The sequence below is a fragment of the Bacillus sp. 7_6_55CFAA_CT2 genome, from assembly GCF_000238655.1.
In the GTDB taxonomy this organism is placed as follows: domain Bacteria; phylum Bacillota; class Bacilli; order Bacillales; family Bacillaceae_G; genus Bacillus_A; species Bacillus_A cereus.
In genome coordinates, this window is the sequence record NZ_JH414708.1 from 1,617,095 (window position 1) to 1,632,654 (window position 15,560).

The window sequence follows — 15,560 nt, forward strand, 5'->3', positions numbered from 1 at the left end:
AGCTAGTATAAAACTAGCTTTTTGTTTAAATAAATAAGAAGCATAGACTAATGATAAAACCCGCATATAGTAAGTTCACAACACAAAATCCCATAATGTCACGAGCACCTAAACCAGCTATCGCTAATGCTGGTAATGCCCAGAAAGGTTGAATTAAATTCGTCCAAGCATCGCCCCATGCAATTGCCATTGCTGTTTTTGCAGCAGGTACACCAAGTTCAGCGCCAGCTGGAATCATAATTGGTGCTTGCACAGCCCATTGACCGCCGCCAGATGGAACGAAAATGTTAACAATGCCAGCACTTAAAAATGTAAAGAGCGGAAAAGTCGTTTCATTTGAAATGCTAATAAAGAAATTAGAAATAGCTCCTCCAAGTGAAAGTCCTTCACTATTTGCTCCAATCATCATGCCCATAATTCCTGCGTAAAACGGAAATTGAAGTAAAATGCCAGAAGCACTTTTCGTAGAGTCTGAAAAAGCGCGAATATACTGAATCGGAGTACGGTGGAAAATAAGACCTGCAATTAATAACATGAAAATCACGATATCGAGAGTAAGGTTAAAACCTTTCGTATAAAAGTAATTGAAAATATAAATGAGACCTAACAATCCAACGCAAAGTGTAATAATAATGCTATTTTCCATCTTTTCAGCGAATGTATTTTTTTCTACTTCTTGAGCAGCGGCTTCTTCATGGAACACGCTAGGATCTACAGTGATCGTATGTTTTTCATCTGGATGCATCGCCTTATTAATGAGAGGCATCGTAATGAGAAAAATAATAACTGGAACGAGAGCGTATGGTGAGAATAACGTTTCTGTTATTGGAATCGCCTCTTTAATACTTCCAGCAGTCGTTTTAATTAACGTTTCACCGCCTGTTGCTAACGTAAGAGGGATAGAGGCAGAAAGACCCGCATGCCAAATGAGAAATCCAGAGTAAGAAGAGGCGATTGCTAGTCTATAATCTAATCCGTCCAGCTGCCTTGCCACTTCTTTTGCGTATAAAACAGATACAACAATTCCAAAGCCCCAGTTTATGTATGCACCAAGTAAACTTACAATTGAAATGGCAATAATGCCTTGTCCATTCGTTTTTGGTAGTCTGGCAGCTTTCGTTAATCCCTTTTTAATAAGAGGAGCATTTGCTAAAGCAGATCCAGTCACGAGTACAAGTGCCATTTGCATAGAAAAGGCGAGGAGTCCCCAAATTCCATTACCCCAGTGATTAATCATTTCTACAGGGGTTTGGTGTGTCGCAAACATACCAAAGAAGATAACAAAAACAGTTAGTAAACATGATAAAATAAACGGTTCTGGCAAGAAGCGTTGCACTAAGGCGACGCAACCATTTGTAAAGGAACGAAACAAAATAGATCACCCTCCTTATGTATATGTATTACAATTATTCGAGGTTGTTTAGGAGATAACCTCCAATATAAAGAAAATTCAGATATTTGTAGGGTGGTAATTTATTGATAGGTTGATATAGAGCCTTGTATCAGGTTCTGCTTTTAATATACTAGAAGAAAACGGTTGGAAATGGGGTAGCACTTATAGGGATAGTATAGAGAAAGGTTACTAGCTGGCTTCAAAACAACTGTTGCAAAATGGTCAAAAAATAAAGTTCATCATCCCGGAAGAAACTTTATTTTCATCTATAGAAGAAATTTTCGACCAATATGAACAGACAATCTTTGTAAGGGAAGTGTTTTAATACATTCTCCAAAAGATGTGGATGTATAAGTTAAACGCTCAATTAAAATTGTAAACTGCTTATAAAATTTTCGATAGGTGTATTTTAGGTAATTGTTTTTTCAATCTTTTCTAATAACGAAAAGATAATTGGTATAGTAGTGTAAATAATGTACTGTAATGAAAAAGCTTCCACTACTGTGGAAGCTTTTCTAAATGATGTGCAATATCAATATACATATTTGAGTAAACCGAATGTATTTCATTACTTGGCGTTGCATTAGAAGAGAAATGAACGATTACCATATTTGTTTTCGGATCGATGTAAAGTGTTTGTCCGTAACTACCTAACACTTCGAAAGCACCTTGTTCATTGTGCGGAATCCACCATTGATTATGATAAGAAATGGAAGCTCCAGGGCCAATTGCAAGTTCACCTTCTTGGACATTTTTTACACTTTCTGTAATAGAAGAAGGGAGAATTTGTTTTCCGTTATATTCCCCATTGTTTAATAGTAATTGCCCGAATCTCGCCATATCTCTAGCAGTTGCATTTAATCCAGCACTAGCTTGTTCTACTTTTGTTTCATCTGTAACGTAATACGCGTTTTCTTCCATACCAATTTGAGACCAAATTCGTTCGTTTACATTTTCAGCTAGTGATTTACCAGTAATAGTTCTAATAATCCAAGCGAGCGTTTCTGTTGATCCGTTATTGTAAGAAAAGGAAGAACCAGGCGGTGCAGTTTCTTCGGCTTCTCGTAACATATCATAAATTTTCATCGGACCGTCGTAATTTTTGCCGCGGGGTAAAATATTGCTAGCTAAATATAATTGTGCATCTTGATTTTCTAGCCCAGGCTGCTCATATCCATGAGTAGGATATTCAGCTGACACTTGCATGTCCATTAATTGCTGAAGTGTGGCATTACCGAACGGTGTGTTTTTTAATTCTTTTATGTAAGTGTCAGCTGTTTTTTCTAAGTCAATACGTTTTTCTTCAGCGAGAGATTGTATAATCGCCCCGGTAAAGACTTTTGCTAATGATGCCATACCATGAGGTTCATTCTGTTTATACCCATTGAAATATCGTTCATAAACAAGTTGTCCATTATGTACAACGACAAAAGCATCTGTTTTGTTATCGTCTAAAAGTTTTTTTAGAGGAGTTGTATTTCCGAATCTACGCTCCACAGCAAAATCGTCTAAGTTTTGCAATGCGGAAGGGAAGTGAGCAATTTGGTCAGGATTGTTTTTTACGTTATTAACTAAAGTGAATTCTTTCATATGGGTATATGACCAACGTAAGTAAGGGTCATTTAACCAGTTTTCTTTTGTCACATTATGTTTTGATGGGGTCGTTTTATTTTGTTTGAAGTAAGTAAACCCAAGCCCTGTAATTACAAATATGAATGTTAGTATAAGTAAGAGTAGGGGAGATTTTTTTAGTTTCATATATGGCCCTCCTTTTTATTTCTACTATAAGTATACGCTCGTCTTGAAAGAAATACAAAATAAGGAAAGTAAACGGGGAAGTTTACTTTCCTTATTAACGTTAAGCGGAAATTTTTCCGTCTGTAGGTTGTTTCTTGAATTTTTGTTTTCGTCCGTGTAATCCATAATATAAAAGTAAAGTGAACGCAACGATAATAGCTGCGATAAAATACATATTATGATAACTGGATTTCGCTGCGACAATACCTAAAATGAAAGAACCAAAGCCAATACCACTATCAAAGAATGAGAAATACGTAGCTGTCGCAGAACCACGTCTATGGTTTGGAGCGGCAGAAATCGCAATCGTTTGGAAACTCGGAATTAATGTTCCGTAACCTAAACCGATTAGCATACCTGCGCCAAGGAACCAAAATGAAGTTTGTGCTTGGCTTAATATGAACATTCCGATTGTGAAAATAATGATAGCAGGGTAAACGAGTACATTTTCACCGAAGCGATCAAAAATCTTTCCTGTAAATGGACGAGAAATGACAACAACAAGTGCGTATAAAATAAAGAAGTAACTTGCAATTTCACTTAAACCGAGTTCTTTCGCATAAATAGGAATAAAGGATAAAATACCACTATAAGAAAAGGCTAAAACAAATCCTGTAAGTGCAATTGGAATAGAAGATGGTTCGATTAAGTCTTTCCATTTCATTTTTTCACGTTTTTGTTTGCTAACAGGTGCTTCGTGTGGAATATCTACAAGTAGTCCTAATAAAAATGCAAGTAATGAAAATACGGAACAAACGATAAATAACACAGTAAACGAAAAATGAGAAATAATTGTTAAACCTAAAAAAGGACCAATTACCATCGGCAGACTCATAAATACGCCGAAATATGCAAGTGCTTCGCCTCGTCGATGAGCTGGCGCAACATCAGTTACGATCGTACCAGTAGCTGTCGTTGCCATCCCGAACCCAATACCGTGTAAGAAGCGAAGGGCAAGTAATAAGAATAAACTTTGCGCACCGAAATACATAACAGTAGCGGCTAAAAATAATGAAAGTGAAATAAATAATATTTTCTTTCTTCCTAAATCATCGAGCCATTTTCCTGTGAATGGTCTACATAAAACAGAAGAAATAAGAAACACAGTTGCAACTAAACCAATTTCCTCAGGTTTTCCTTTTAGGCCGTCTATTACATAGACAGGCAGAGTAGTCATAAGCATGTAAAATGTTAAGAAGAGAAATAGACTACTAAAACAAGTTCCGAGGAAATCCTTCGTCCAAAGTTTCTCACTTTGCATCGTCATCCCTCCAATTTAATCTAAATTTTTAATAATTTGTTGTAACACTTGAAATGCTTGATGTAAATCATCTTCGTTAATACCTTCTAGTGTTTTTTCTTCGAAAGTATCAACTTCTTCTTGCCATATTGGAATCATCTTTATCGCTGTTTCGGATAAAGAAATGAGCTTCTCACGGCGATCTTTACCTTCTGTACGAATAATCCATCCCATCGTTTCCATACGTGTTAACGTACGAGTCATCGTTGGTGATTCAACATTTAAATACTGGCACAATTCTGTTTGCGTACAAGAACCAGTTTGATTAATGCGGAAAATAACAGCCCATTGCGCACTAAATAACCCTGTTGGAGATACACGTTCATTAAATTTCTTCGTAAACTTCCGAGAAGTCTGGCTGACGATGTGAAAAAAATGTTGTTTTTCGTCCATGTATTTTGATCCTTTCAAATTAGTTACCTAGCTAACTATATACTTTTTTATAATAATTGTCTAGTAATAGACATGTTGATTTATGTAAAAAATTCTTATAGGTTTTATGTTGCGAACGTATATTCTGCGTGCTATTCTTTAATTAAGTAAAGAATTTTCTTTCTATTAAATAGAATGGGGGAACTCGTGATGATTAAGCCTGCAACAATGGAGTTTATTTCACTATCGAACGGAGAAACGATTGCATATCAGGAAGTTGGAAGGCGAAATACAGATATTCTTGTACTCATTCACGGGAACATGACATCGTCACAACATTGGGATTTAGTTATTGAAAAGTTGCAAGATCAATACCATATTTACGCTCTTGATTTAAGAGGGTTTGGACAATCAACGTATAATCAGTCGATAGATTCATTACAAGACTTTGCAGACGATGTAAAATTATTTATTGACGAGTTAAAGCTAGAGAAATTCTCATTAATGGGCTGGTCAATGGGCGGTGGCGTTGCGATGCAATTTACAGCAAATCACCCAACTTTTGTAGAAAAGTTAATTTTAGTAGAATCAGTAGGAATGAAAGGATACCCAATCTTTAAAAAAGATACGAATGGGCAGCCGATTGTATCAAGTTTAGTAAAGACGAAAGAAGAAATTGCGCAAGATCCAGTACAAATCGCTCCAGTATTAGATGCGATAAAAAATATGAACAAACTATATTACCGTACAGTATGGAATTTATTAATATATACACATAATCAACCTGAACCGGACCGTTATGAAAAGTATTTAGATGATATGTTAACGCAACGTAATTTCGTAGATGTGAATTATGCGCTCATTACATTTAATATTTCAGATGAACATAATGGGGTTGTAGAGGGAAGTAAACAAATTCATCGTATTAAAGCGCCAACACTCGTCATACAAGGTGATAGAGATTATGTCGTACCGCAAGTAGTCGGTGAGGAATTAGCGAAACATTTGCCAAATGCAGAGTTGAAGGTATTAGAAGATTGCGGACACTCGCCGTTTATTGATTGTTTAGATGTATTTATAAAACATGTAGAGGATTGGTTAGAACAGAAATAATCCCCGAAATGAGAAGTGTTGCATATACTATAACATTTGTATGTATAAGGGGAGATTATCAATGCATAAACCATCCTTAATCGCTTATTCGCCATATAATCATCATATCTATACAAAAATAATGATAGATCCGATGTATATGCAAGTTTCACCAGCTGTAGTTCCTTTACAAATGCAGCAGCCACTAACAGCTCATATGCAACATTACTTATATGGACCTTCATTTTATGAAAATCCATATTTTAAACACTTTCATTACAATGTGAAAGCGCAAGTTTGGGAAGGATAGGAAGCTAAAAGGTTCATTCTTTTAGCTTCTTTTTTATTATGAATATTCGTACACGCATTTGCAGAAACAGTTTATAATGAAAAGTGGAAGCGTGAGAAGGAGAGGGAAAGGGATGTCAATGCGTTTTACTTTTTGGATTATGGTTGGGATTGTAGCAATCTCGGGTTTATCACAAGGAATGCTCTTACCTGCCATTGCAATGATTTTTGAACAAGAAGGGGTTAGTTCAAGTATTAATGGTATTCATGCGACGGCATTGTACATTGGGATATTAGTCATTTCGCCGTTTCTTGAAAAACCGATGCAAAGGTTTGGAATGAAGCCGATTATTGTTATAGGTGGGTTTCTCGTTATTATTTCATTATTCTTTTTTACACAAACATTTTCGTTTTGGGTATGGTTTATCCTTAGATTTCTAGTTGGAGTCGGAGATCATATGCTTCATGTCGGAACACAAACGTGGATCACGACAACATCAGACCCAAGTAAAATAGGGAGACAAGTATCGATATACGGTGTATTCTTCGGAATTGGTTTTGCCGTTGGCCCGTATTTAGCAAGCACTGTGCAGTACGGTCTTGCAACGCCATTTATTATATCTACTATACTTTGTTTAATAGGTTGGCTGTTACTATTACCAACAAAAAATGCATTCCCAGCGCAAGATGAAAGAGAAGTGAAGAGTGAATCATCATTTTCTCGTTATAAACAAGTTGTTGGATTAGGATGGATTGCACTGCTAGGTCCACTTGCATATGGCGTACTTGAAGCAATGCTAAACAGTAACTTACCAGTATACGCACTTCGTAAAGGGTGGTCTGTTTCAGATGTATCCTTCTTATTACCAGCATTTGCAGTTGGGGGTATTATTACACAAATTCCGCTCGGTATATTGAGTGATAAATACGGAAGGGACCGTATATTAACGTGGACGTTTAGCATAAGTACGGGCATTTTTCTACTTGCCGCCGTATTTGATCAATATTACTGGATCGTCTTTGCCTGCATGCTTTTAGCGGGTATGGTTATTGGATCGTGCTTCTCTTTAGGGCTTGGATTTATGACTGATTTATTACCGAGACATTTACTACCGGCAGGTAATATATTATCCGGAATCGCTTTTAGTTTAGGAAGTATTATGGGACCTGTATTAGGCGGCGTATTTATAGAAAAAATACAGTATACAAGCTTTTTTATTGCGGTTATGATTATAATGGGAATTCTCGCAATGTTATATATGGTCTACATGAAAAATCAATTTGCATCAAGAAAAATAGAAAGTAGGTTAGGGCATGACAAAACAACCTAATAAAAAGAAATTTGAAGTACTTGAAAATGAAACAATTACAGACTGCTTAGCACGTATGGAACAAGAAGGCTACGCTCCGTCTCGTCGTATGGAAGAGCCAATCTTTCATGAAGTAAAGAAAGACGGCAAAACAGTAGTTGAGCCGTGCGGTAGGAAGATTGTTTTTGAAGGGAAATTGAAATAATCCAATAACAAATTCTCTTTATAGTATAGAGCCATCCAATAGTTGGGTGGCTTGTTTTTTTATTAATCAATGCAGGAATTGAATAGAATGAATCTCTCGTTCATTTCTCCTAATGGGCTTCTTTATATGGGACAAAAGATTGCTACTTTTTTCGTATATTGGTAAAATAAGTTCTTGGGTCTTACTTATTGTTATCGGTATAATGTTTGTCGCTTGAATGAAAGAAATTAGTTACAAAAATTTCGCACTATGCAAAGGGGTACAGCAACGATCCCTTTTTTGGAGGCACTTTAAACATAAAGCGAGAGAAGAGGCTATATGAACGATTCTCCTATCTTGTTTAAATATTAAACGAGTTATTGCAATTGGAATAGGTATATCAAACTATTCGACATCCTGATGGATCATCTTTTTCTAGTAACCTATCACTTCTGATGGAATCGATAGATTGCTAGAAAGCGGAAAACAATTATTAGTATATTCCGAAGCAGGTGTAACAGAGTGTCCTTCCATAATTAAGGGTAAAACCAAAATACGTTGTTTTAAAGAATGATTTGTTAGAACTGGTTATAAGGAATAAAACAGAAAAGAGGATCACATGTTAGATACTTTACAGAGAAGTAAAAAGTTTTTTTTAGTATGTCTTATTTTTTTAGTGCTTTTAACCGCTTGTGGTAATACAGATGTTAAGACATCTAAAGCTTCATTACCACCGGCTGAATCCAATATAGATACATCATTAAAAGCACCAAATTGGGTAGAGAAAAGTCCTATCCAACAGTCTCCTAATTTTACGGAAGATAAAAAAGTACAATCGGTTGTGAATTTAATAGCAACGGGTGATAATTTATATCATGACGCAGTAATTAAAGATGGCAAACAAAAAGACGGTTCATATGATTATAATTATATTTATGAAAATATCAAAAAAGCTGTTAAATCAAGTGATCTTGCTATAGTGAACCAGGAGACTCCGATTGCCGGAAATAATTTAAAAGTACAGGGATATCCGACTTTCAATACACCTGAAGAAGTAGGCCAATCTTTAGTGGACACTGGATTCAATATAGTGACGCAAGCGACAAATCACGCTATGGATATGGGTATTAAAGGTGTTGCGAATACAAGAGAATACTGGAAGAAATATCCGGATGTTATCCCGGTAGGTATTAATGAGAGTAAAAACGAGCGTAATGAAATAAAAACGATTACAAAAAATGGTATTCGTTTTGCGTTACTAAATTATACATATGGTACGAATGGAATTAAAATTCCAGCTGATAAGTCTTGGGCTTTAAATTTAATTGATAAAAAAGCGATACAAAATGATGTGGAAAAGGCAAAGAGTAGCTCTGATATGGTGATTGTTATGGTGCATTGGGGAGTAGAATATACCTCAACACCTTCAAAGCAACAAAAAGAAGTTGCTCAATATTTAACAGATTTAGGTGTAGATGTAGTAATTGGAAATCATCCACATGTAATTCAACCAATTGAGTGGAAACAAAATAAAGATGGACATGAAACGCTAATCTATTATTCTCTTGGAAATCTTATTTCTGCGCAAGAAAAATTAGAAACATTAGTTGGAGGATTATCTTATGTACAATTTGTTAAGTATGAAGATAAAACTTTTGGTATACGACAAGCGGCAATCGTACCGACAGTAACCGACTATGCCGATGGTAAGAAACAATTTAAAATTCAATTTTTAAAAGATTATTCGGATGAAAATTCTAAAAAACATGGAATTAAAAAATTTGTCGGCCCCGTTTCTTTGAAGGATTTCAAGGAGATTCCTAGAGACGTGTTGGGAAATTGGTATAAAGACTAATAAACAAAAAGGGAATGAGATACAATTAAGAAATTTATAATTTTAGCATTGGTATTAGCAATGGGATGGAGTCTTGCTGCTTGTAGTGGAAAACAAACATCTCAGGCAACTACTAATAATAACAATAAAAATAAAAATGAAATACATGCGAAGAAAAAAGATGTTTTACCTATCTCTGATGTTAATGATTGGAGAATTATCCTTGTAAATAGAGAGCATATGTTATCAAAGGAACTAGGAATTGAATTAACAAGTATCACTCAAAATGCGAAGCCAAATATGAAAATAGATAGTAGAATTGCAACTTCCTATCAGGATATGGTAGCAGCTGACAAAAAAAGAGGGAATCAATCTTTATTTAAGATCAGGTTATCGAGCTATAAAATTACAACAAACTTATTATGATGCTTCAGTTAAAAGCTATAAATCTCAAGGTTTGTCGGATAAAGAGGCTAGTGCTAAGGCATTGGAATATCTTCAGTATCCTGGTGCAAGTGAACATCATACTGGATTAGCGTTAGACATTATTTCAGTTGAATGGCAAAATACTGTAGAAGATTTAAATGCAAAATTTGAAACTACCGATGCATTCAAATGGTTAGATAAGAATGCTGCAGAATATGGGTTTACTCTCCGCTATCCAAAAGATAAAGAGAATATTACTGGCATTAAGTATGAGCCATGGCACTATCGTTATGTAGGAAAAGAAGTTGCCGTTTATCTAAAAGAAAAAGGGTTAACTTTAGAAGAATATAACGAAAAAATTAAGTCTGGTAAGTAAAAATATGCTTTAATTTTATTAAATATTATGCACTGCTACAAGAAAAGGTGAATCTGAGGATGTGTTAACCTTCCACCTAGTATTGTAAAAACTGAGTATGATAATTTGAGCACGTACGAACCAGTTATCGTGTAAAAAGATGTATGTATTAAGAAATTAAAGTTAAGGATCTGATATTCATATCAGATCCTTTTTCTATTGTTCTTTTAAGAGCGACTGAGCCAAAATATTGGAATGAATATAGAAACAAAACAGCCCAAGAAATAGTATAACGAATCAGGGAGCCTACTCGTACGCTTCATTGGGATTATCCAGAAATAGTTGTTGATGAAATAAGAAAGAACTGGTCTTACTCTCAAGCAAGGATTTAATACGAATGAATTGGATAAAAGGTAGTAATAAATACATAGTCATATTGATTAAAGTTTCACTTTATTGAAGAAAAATGCGAAAGCCATTCATAAAATATGGAAATGTTAAAATCCCTTTGATAAAATAGCAATATGTAAAAATAATTATTTGTTAATTCTTAATGTAATGAATATTCATGTTTAAATATACGGATTTAACTACATAGTTATTGTGCTAAAGGGGGAGAAAGATGTTAGATGAATTGTACAATGCTTTTTTAAATGCGTCTGGTTTTACAGAAAGTGCGAGGAAACGAGATCGGTATGATGATTTACATGATTATTTAAAAGATAAAGAAAGAGAGTTAAAGCAATTCATTCAAGAGGCTGAATCAGCGAAGAGAGAGTATGAGAGTAAAAGTAATGGCTTAGAAGCTAATAAAATTCCGGCAGTTGAATTTGAACAAAAACGTCATGAAAAGGATGAAGAATTACATACATTAGTATCCTATTTTAAAAGTGCATTAAGCGATGTTGGATCTGCAAAAAGTACAGCTTATGCAAAGTATTTGGAATATAAAGCGAAAGCAGAATCGGAGAAAGCGTCAGCATACGCTGCAGCGACCAAGGCTTTTGAAGAAAAGAAAAAGGAATTTGAAAAACTTATCCATTAAGCATACAAAGAATGGAGGGAACGAACATGAGTGGTAAAGAGGTTGAAATTATAGGAAGTAACACTGCAAGTGCCATTTCTTACGCACAAAACATTGAAAATGGTATGAAGGATTCTTTAAACCAAGCGAAAGACTTAAAAGCATATGTCACAGGTGCGAAATGGAATGGAAAAACGAGAGATGCATTTTTAAGTTATCTTGATTTGATCATTCAATATAATTCAGAAATGGTAGAGGCATTTGAAGGACATACGAAAGCTTTGAAAGAGTTAGATAAAAGCATTCAAACGTACGGAGATAAATCGGAAGTAAGGGCGATAAAACAACTGTGATGGAGAAACGAGGGATAAAAGAATGGGGAAAGAAATGAGTTTTGCACCTGCTGAATTATATGTTCTCGCAGGTGCAGCTGGGGTTACCGATATATTTGGATTGCCAAACCGTGACGCAATTATTTTACTTGATGCAGAATGTGTCACGAAAGCAACTACGAGTTTAAAAGAAAAAGGCCTACTTACAAGTGAAAATGGAATTACCCCTGCAGCTTTTCAAATAATTGAACTATTAAAGGAATATGAAAATTGTCATGAATACACGAGAATGAATAATGTATTAATTGGCTTTTTAAAAGAGGATAAAGACCGAGTGGCTGTATTAACAGAAATAGAACCAAATAAAAAATACGAGATCGACTACATACCAAAACCGGACGTATATTTTTCATTATTAACACGCATTCCTTTCTTATTGAGAGAACCGAGGGAAATAGAAGATACATTTTTCTCAAAGAGAATGACAGAGGCAGAACAACAAACATTTGAGGAAAAAGATTTATCAAATAAAGACGTTATAGCGATAGAAACGTATACGAGGCCTCGAAGTAATAGAGGAGGAAAATGGGAATGTTTCTTATATTTTACTGAAGGAGAAGATTTCGTTCAAATCGATGTAGATCGTAATCGATATGACTGGGTGAGCCTCTATGCGATTAATAAGAAATTGTATGACGTGTTAAAAATGCCATATAAAAAGTTAATTGACCCGAGACAATTCTCGTTAGGAGGTATTCAATAATGCAAGTATCAATGGGAGATAGTGGTTCTGGTGGTGGAGAAGAAGTATTAGTTAATTTTCAAGAACTACTTGATATAGTAATGAAGTTAGAAAATATATATAAAATCCATGTAGACGTCATTGGAACGAATATTGAGAGTTTATTAAGCTGTGATTTTTATCAAAAAGGTGAAGCGATGAGAGTAATTGAAAAATATCCTGATATATTACACAAAACACTAGAATTGGCTGAACACTATTCTAGGTCAGCGACAGTTGTAGGAAATGTATGTGTAGAAATGCTTGAAAAGGACGAACAATTACGTGAAATATTAAGTAAGTTGTAGAAATCACCATACGGCTGGGGGGATGAAAACGAGATGGATGTGAAATATAGACCTGAACCATGGCAAAACATGGGGGATGGTATGAATCGAATTACAAAAGATGCACTCATGAAATTACGGGAAGCAAATGAATCATTAAAAAGAATTGATGGAAGAATACGAGATTTAGACTCGGATGGTAGTATCCATTTTAATCCTAAAGATCAATCGCAAAAAATCGGGGAATTACTTGATAGCTATTCGACATTACAAAAATATTGCGGAGAAGCAGGGCGATTAGTCTCTGAACATATAGATAAACCTTTTTTAATAGAAATGGATAAATTCGCTCAAAAAATGAGAGATACATCTATTCTCAGTTTTGAAACAAATAACCGAATTGGCTCTACAACAACGACAATATTACCAGGTGCGCATGCAGGCTACGGAAGTGTACCACAAACAATACAGAAGAAGAAAGATAAAATAACAGTAGAAGATATTTTTAGAGATTCACCTGCATTTGATAACGTACTGAGAGGGGAATACAAAGAACTAAAAAAACAAAATCCAGATGCAAAATTAAATTATGAAGAATACAAGAAAGTAGTCCCATCCACACGAGGATTTGAATACAAATCGATAGAAGATGAACAGAAAAAACTAGAAATGGTGCGAGACATAGGAATAGGCGTAGGAATCATCATCACAACAATCCTTTGTCCACCACTCGGGGCCGCTGCCGCAGTAGTATACGGAGGTGTACAAATAAAAAGCGGGATCGACGGAGAAGACTGGGGAACACACCGGAAATTGAGCCAAGAAGAACGCACAGCAAACATCATTTTTGGCGGATTAGATGCAATCCCAGTTGTTGGAGCAGTAGGAAAAGGAGTAAAAGCATTCAAAGGGACGAGTGAATTAGCTGATTTAGCCAAATTATTAAAATTTAAAGAAGGAATGCCTGGTTTTAATCCAAATTTGGGTAAAAATGTGGTACAATCGCTTAAGGAAAATAAGACTTTAAAGAATGCACTAGATGCTATGAAAAATACTCCTATTCCAGTAGCAGTTAGGACGGTGGATACTGGAATAGGAATGAAGCTTCCTTATATAGAATCTTCAACTGTTGGAGAAGTAGCTGGAAAGTTTTCAAAGGCAAGTACGGCAGCTAAGGATGACGCTTATCAACTTGCTAAGGGTACGGGTGATATTGGAACACCTCCTCGATACGGGGAAAGAAGAATCTCAAAGGAATTATATGATGAATTAAGAGATGGAACGCCTACTGCAAAGCTACGGGAAAAAGTTAATGAGGGCATTGAGGATAAAATAGGAACGCCTGACCCTGCTTTACCTGGTAAGTATATTACAGACAGACTTCAAGCTGATCATATCGTATCAATGAAAAATATAGCAAAGATGGAAAATTTTGATAAATTAACGAAAGAACAACAACTTAAGGTTTTAAATAATGAAGAGAATTTTCTAGGATTAAGTGAAGCAGCCAATAAATCTAAGGGGTCTAAATCTTATTCTGATTGGACAATTTATAAGAAAGAAAAAATTGAAGTTGATCCTAAGTTTAGAGAAGAAATGATAAAGAAGGAAAAAGAATTAGAAATGAAATTACAAAAACAAATTGATGATTTTGTTGAAGGAAATAAAAAGGATATAGATAAATAAAGGAGATAGAATTATGGAACAAAAACTTGGTTTTTTAAGAAAATATAAAAGAAATGCACAACTTATATCATGCCATGAGATTAATAAACTTGATAGTGGGAAAATACCAAATTCATGGTATGAATTGTTTCAAGAAGAAAATGTAGACAAGAGAGTTGAGAGTATTTTATCGATATGGAAAGAGCAAGTAGGAGTGGAATTAAGAAACACTATTTCTTATTTGTCTAGGCACCTTGAAGAAGTAGAGCTTATGAACACAAATGGTAGATATTCAATTTTATACACTATTAAAACAGATAATGGGGAAATTCTATATTATGAAGGGGGAAATCCCAAAGATGAGTTTAATAATGAAGAATTAGAAAAATCTTGGGATAAGATTCCTTCAACAATACGAAATTTTTATCGAACTGTTCATAATGGTTTCTATTTTTATGCGAGTCAATCTATGGGTTTAGTTCCTTTAGAAAATGTAACTTTTTTTGATGATGATGAATGGGGTATTATTGAGGAGTTAGAAGAACCTTTACAAATTGATTTACAAACTACTTTTGGTTTCTTTAAAAGTGGTATGGGTGGTTATGTTGCAGTAGATTATAAGAATTCTAATAATGATAATGCGACTTTATGGTGGACGAATAAAGAGCCTAGATATAATATGAATTTTTGGGACATTGTTGATGAATGGATAGTAATTGGATTTGAAGTTTAGTTTAAAGGTTCTGTTGCAAAGTTTTTATATAAACAAAAAAATCCTAATTTAGTAGGTAGAGTTTATACAACTTTGAATAGATTCTCTAATTCATTGTACGTCGAAAAAACGAAGTACGAGCTTAGGTGAGATGACATTTTACTGGGTGATGAATATAATCACATGGAAAGTTATATTAAACTAAGAACCCGTACAAACTCGTCAATTTTAACTTAGTAGTTGTCATGGCATGTAAAAGGTGTCGTAATGTTAATACAAAACTTACAGATCTTATAAATCTTACAAATTTATGCTACTTAAAAACATATGAACTTAAAGCACTTGATTGTCTACGAAAGGCAACAAGTGCTTTTTTTATAGATAGGCATACTATAAAATTTTAAAAAA

The 15,560-nt window shown here is 34.7% G+C and carries 15 protein-coding genes and 1 pseudogene; 12 read left to right on the top strand and 4 right to left on the bottom strand.

What is annotated here, in order from left to right:
* Window positions 1–25 precede the first annotated feature (25 nt).
* The 4 genes from HMPREF1014_RS08330 to HMPREF1014_RS08345 all read right to left on the bottom strand — a co-directional run bounded on the left by HMPREF1014_RS08330 (window position 26) and on the right by HMPREF1014_RS08345 (window position 4,883).
* Window positions 26–1,372 (bottom strand): short-chain fatty acid transporter, encoded by a 1,347-nt coding sequence (locus HMPREF1014_RS08330; protein ID WP_000490009.1) that lies wholly within the window; start codon window positions 1,370–1,372, stop codon window positions 26–28.
* Between the two features lie 519 nt (window positions 1,373–1,891).
* The gene (locus HMPREF1014_RS08335; RefSeq protein WP_000768750.1) at window positions 1,892–3,151 is read right to left on the bottom strand and encodes a serine hydrolase domain-containing protein; all 1,260 of its coding nucleotides are present in this window, start codon (window positions 3,149–3,151) and stop codon (window positions 1,892–1,894) included.
* A gap of 100 nt (window positions 3,152–3,251) precedes the next feature.
* Window positions 3,252–4,451, bottom strand: coding sequence for an MFS transporter (locus tag HMPREF1014_RS08340; protein WP_001190318.1), 1,200 nt, complete (start codon window positions 4,449–4,451; stop codon window positions 3,252–3,254).
* A gap of 15 nt (window positions 4,452–4,466) precedes the next feature.
* The gene (locus HMPREF1014_RS08345) at window positions 4,467–4,883 is read right to left on the bottom strand and encodes a MarR family winged helix-turn-helix transcriptional regulator (RefSeq protein WP_000343675.1); all 417 of its coding nucleotides are present in this window, start codon (window positions 4,881–4,883) and stop codon (window positions 4,467–4,469) included.
* A gap of 189 nt (window positions 4,884–5,072) precedes the next feature.
* Between HMPREF1014_RS08345 and phaZ the strand changes: the two genes are divergently transcribed.
* From phaZ to HMPREF1014_RS08410, 12 genes and pseudogenes are all read left to right on the top strand, one after another.
* The gene (gene phaZ, locus HMPREF1014_RS08350) at window positions 5,073–5,975 is read left to right on the top strand and encodes an intracellular short-chain-length polyhydroxyalkanoate depolymerase (protein WP_000594845.1); all 903 of its coding nucleotides are present in this window, start codon (window positions 5,073–5,075) and stop codon (window positions 5,973–5,975) included.
* A 61-nt stretch (window positions 5,976–6,036) separates the two neighbouring features.
* Window positions 6,037–6,264, top strand: coding sequence for a hypothetical protein (locus HMPREF1014_RS08355; protein WP_000549500.1), 228 nt, complete (start codon window positions 6,037–6,039; stop codon window positions 6,262–6,264).
* A gap of 112 nt (window positions 6,265–6,376) precedes the next feature.
* On the top strand, window positions 6,377–7,573 hold the full coding sequence (locus HMPREF1014_RS08360) for an MFS transporter (protein WP_000062798.1): 1,197 nt from the start codon (window positions 6,377–6,379) through the stop codon (window positions 7,571–7,573).
* A complete protein-coding gene (locus HMPREF1014_RS08365; RefSeq protein WP_000166303.1) occupies window positions 7,557–7,757 on the top strand; it encodes an NETI motif-containing protein in 201 nt (66 codons plus the stop codon). The genes HMPREF1014_RS08360 and HMPREF1014_RS08365 overlap by 17 nt, the downstream gene beginning before the upstream one ends.
* Before the next feature lie 598 nt (window positions 7,758–8,355).
* Window positions 8,356–9,591: a CapA family protein gene (locus tag HMPREF1014_RS08370; RefSeq protein ID WP_000887606.1), complete on the top strand. Its 1,236-nt coding sequence runs from the start codon at window positions 8,356–8,358 to the stop codon at window positions 9,589–9,591.
* Window positions 9,592–9,639: 48 nt separating this feature from the next.
* Window positions 9,640–10,372: pseudogene (locus HMPREF1014_RS08375) on the top strand (M15 family metallopeptidase).
* Window positions 10,373–10,973: 601 nt separating this feature from the next.
* Window positions 10,974–11,396, top strand: a complete 423-nt coding sequence (locus tag HMPREF1014_RS08380) for a hypothetical protein (RefSeq protein WP_000883470.1) — start codon at window positions 10,974–10,976, stop codon at window positions 11,394–11,396.
* Window positions 11,397–11,422: 26 nt separating this feature from the next.
* Window positions 11,423–11,728, top strand: coding sequence for a WXG100 family type VII secretion target (locus HMPREF1014_RS08385; RefSeq protein WP_000014535.1), 306 nt, complete (start codon window positions 11,423–11,425; stop codon window positions 11,726–11,728).
* A 22-nt stretch (window positions 11,729–11,750) separates the two neighbouring features.
* On the top strand, window positions 11,751–12,470 hold the full coding sequence (locus HMPREF1014_RS08390; protein ID WP_000514120.1) for a DUF5081 family protein: 720 nt from the start codon (window positions 11,751–11,753) through the stop codon (window positions 12,468–12,470).
* On the top strand, window positions 12,470–12,796 hold the full coding sequence (locus HMPREF1014_RS08395) for a hypothetical protein (RefSeq protein ID WP_001198201.1): 327 nt from the start codon (window positions 12,470–12,472) through the stop codon (window positions 12,794–12,796). The genes HMPREF1014_RS08390 and HMPREF1014_RS08395 overlap by 1 nt, the downstream gene beginning before the upstream one ends.
* A gap of 33 nt (window positions 12,797–12,829) precedes the next feature.
* Window positions 12,830–14,461, top strand: a complete 1,632-nt coding sequence (locus HMPREF1014_RS08400; protein ID WP_000382734.1) for a hypothetical protein — start codon at window positions 12,830–12,832, stop codon at window positions 14,459–14,461.
* Between the two features lie 13 nt (window positions 14,462–14,474).
* Window positions 14,475–15,173, top strand: a complete 699-nt coding sequence (locus HMPREF1014_RS08410; RefSeq protein WP_000435838.1) for an SMI1/KNR4 family protein — start codon at window positions 14,475–14,477, stop codon at window positions 15,171–15,173.
* Window positions 15,174–15,560 lie beyond the last annotated feature (387 nt).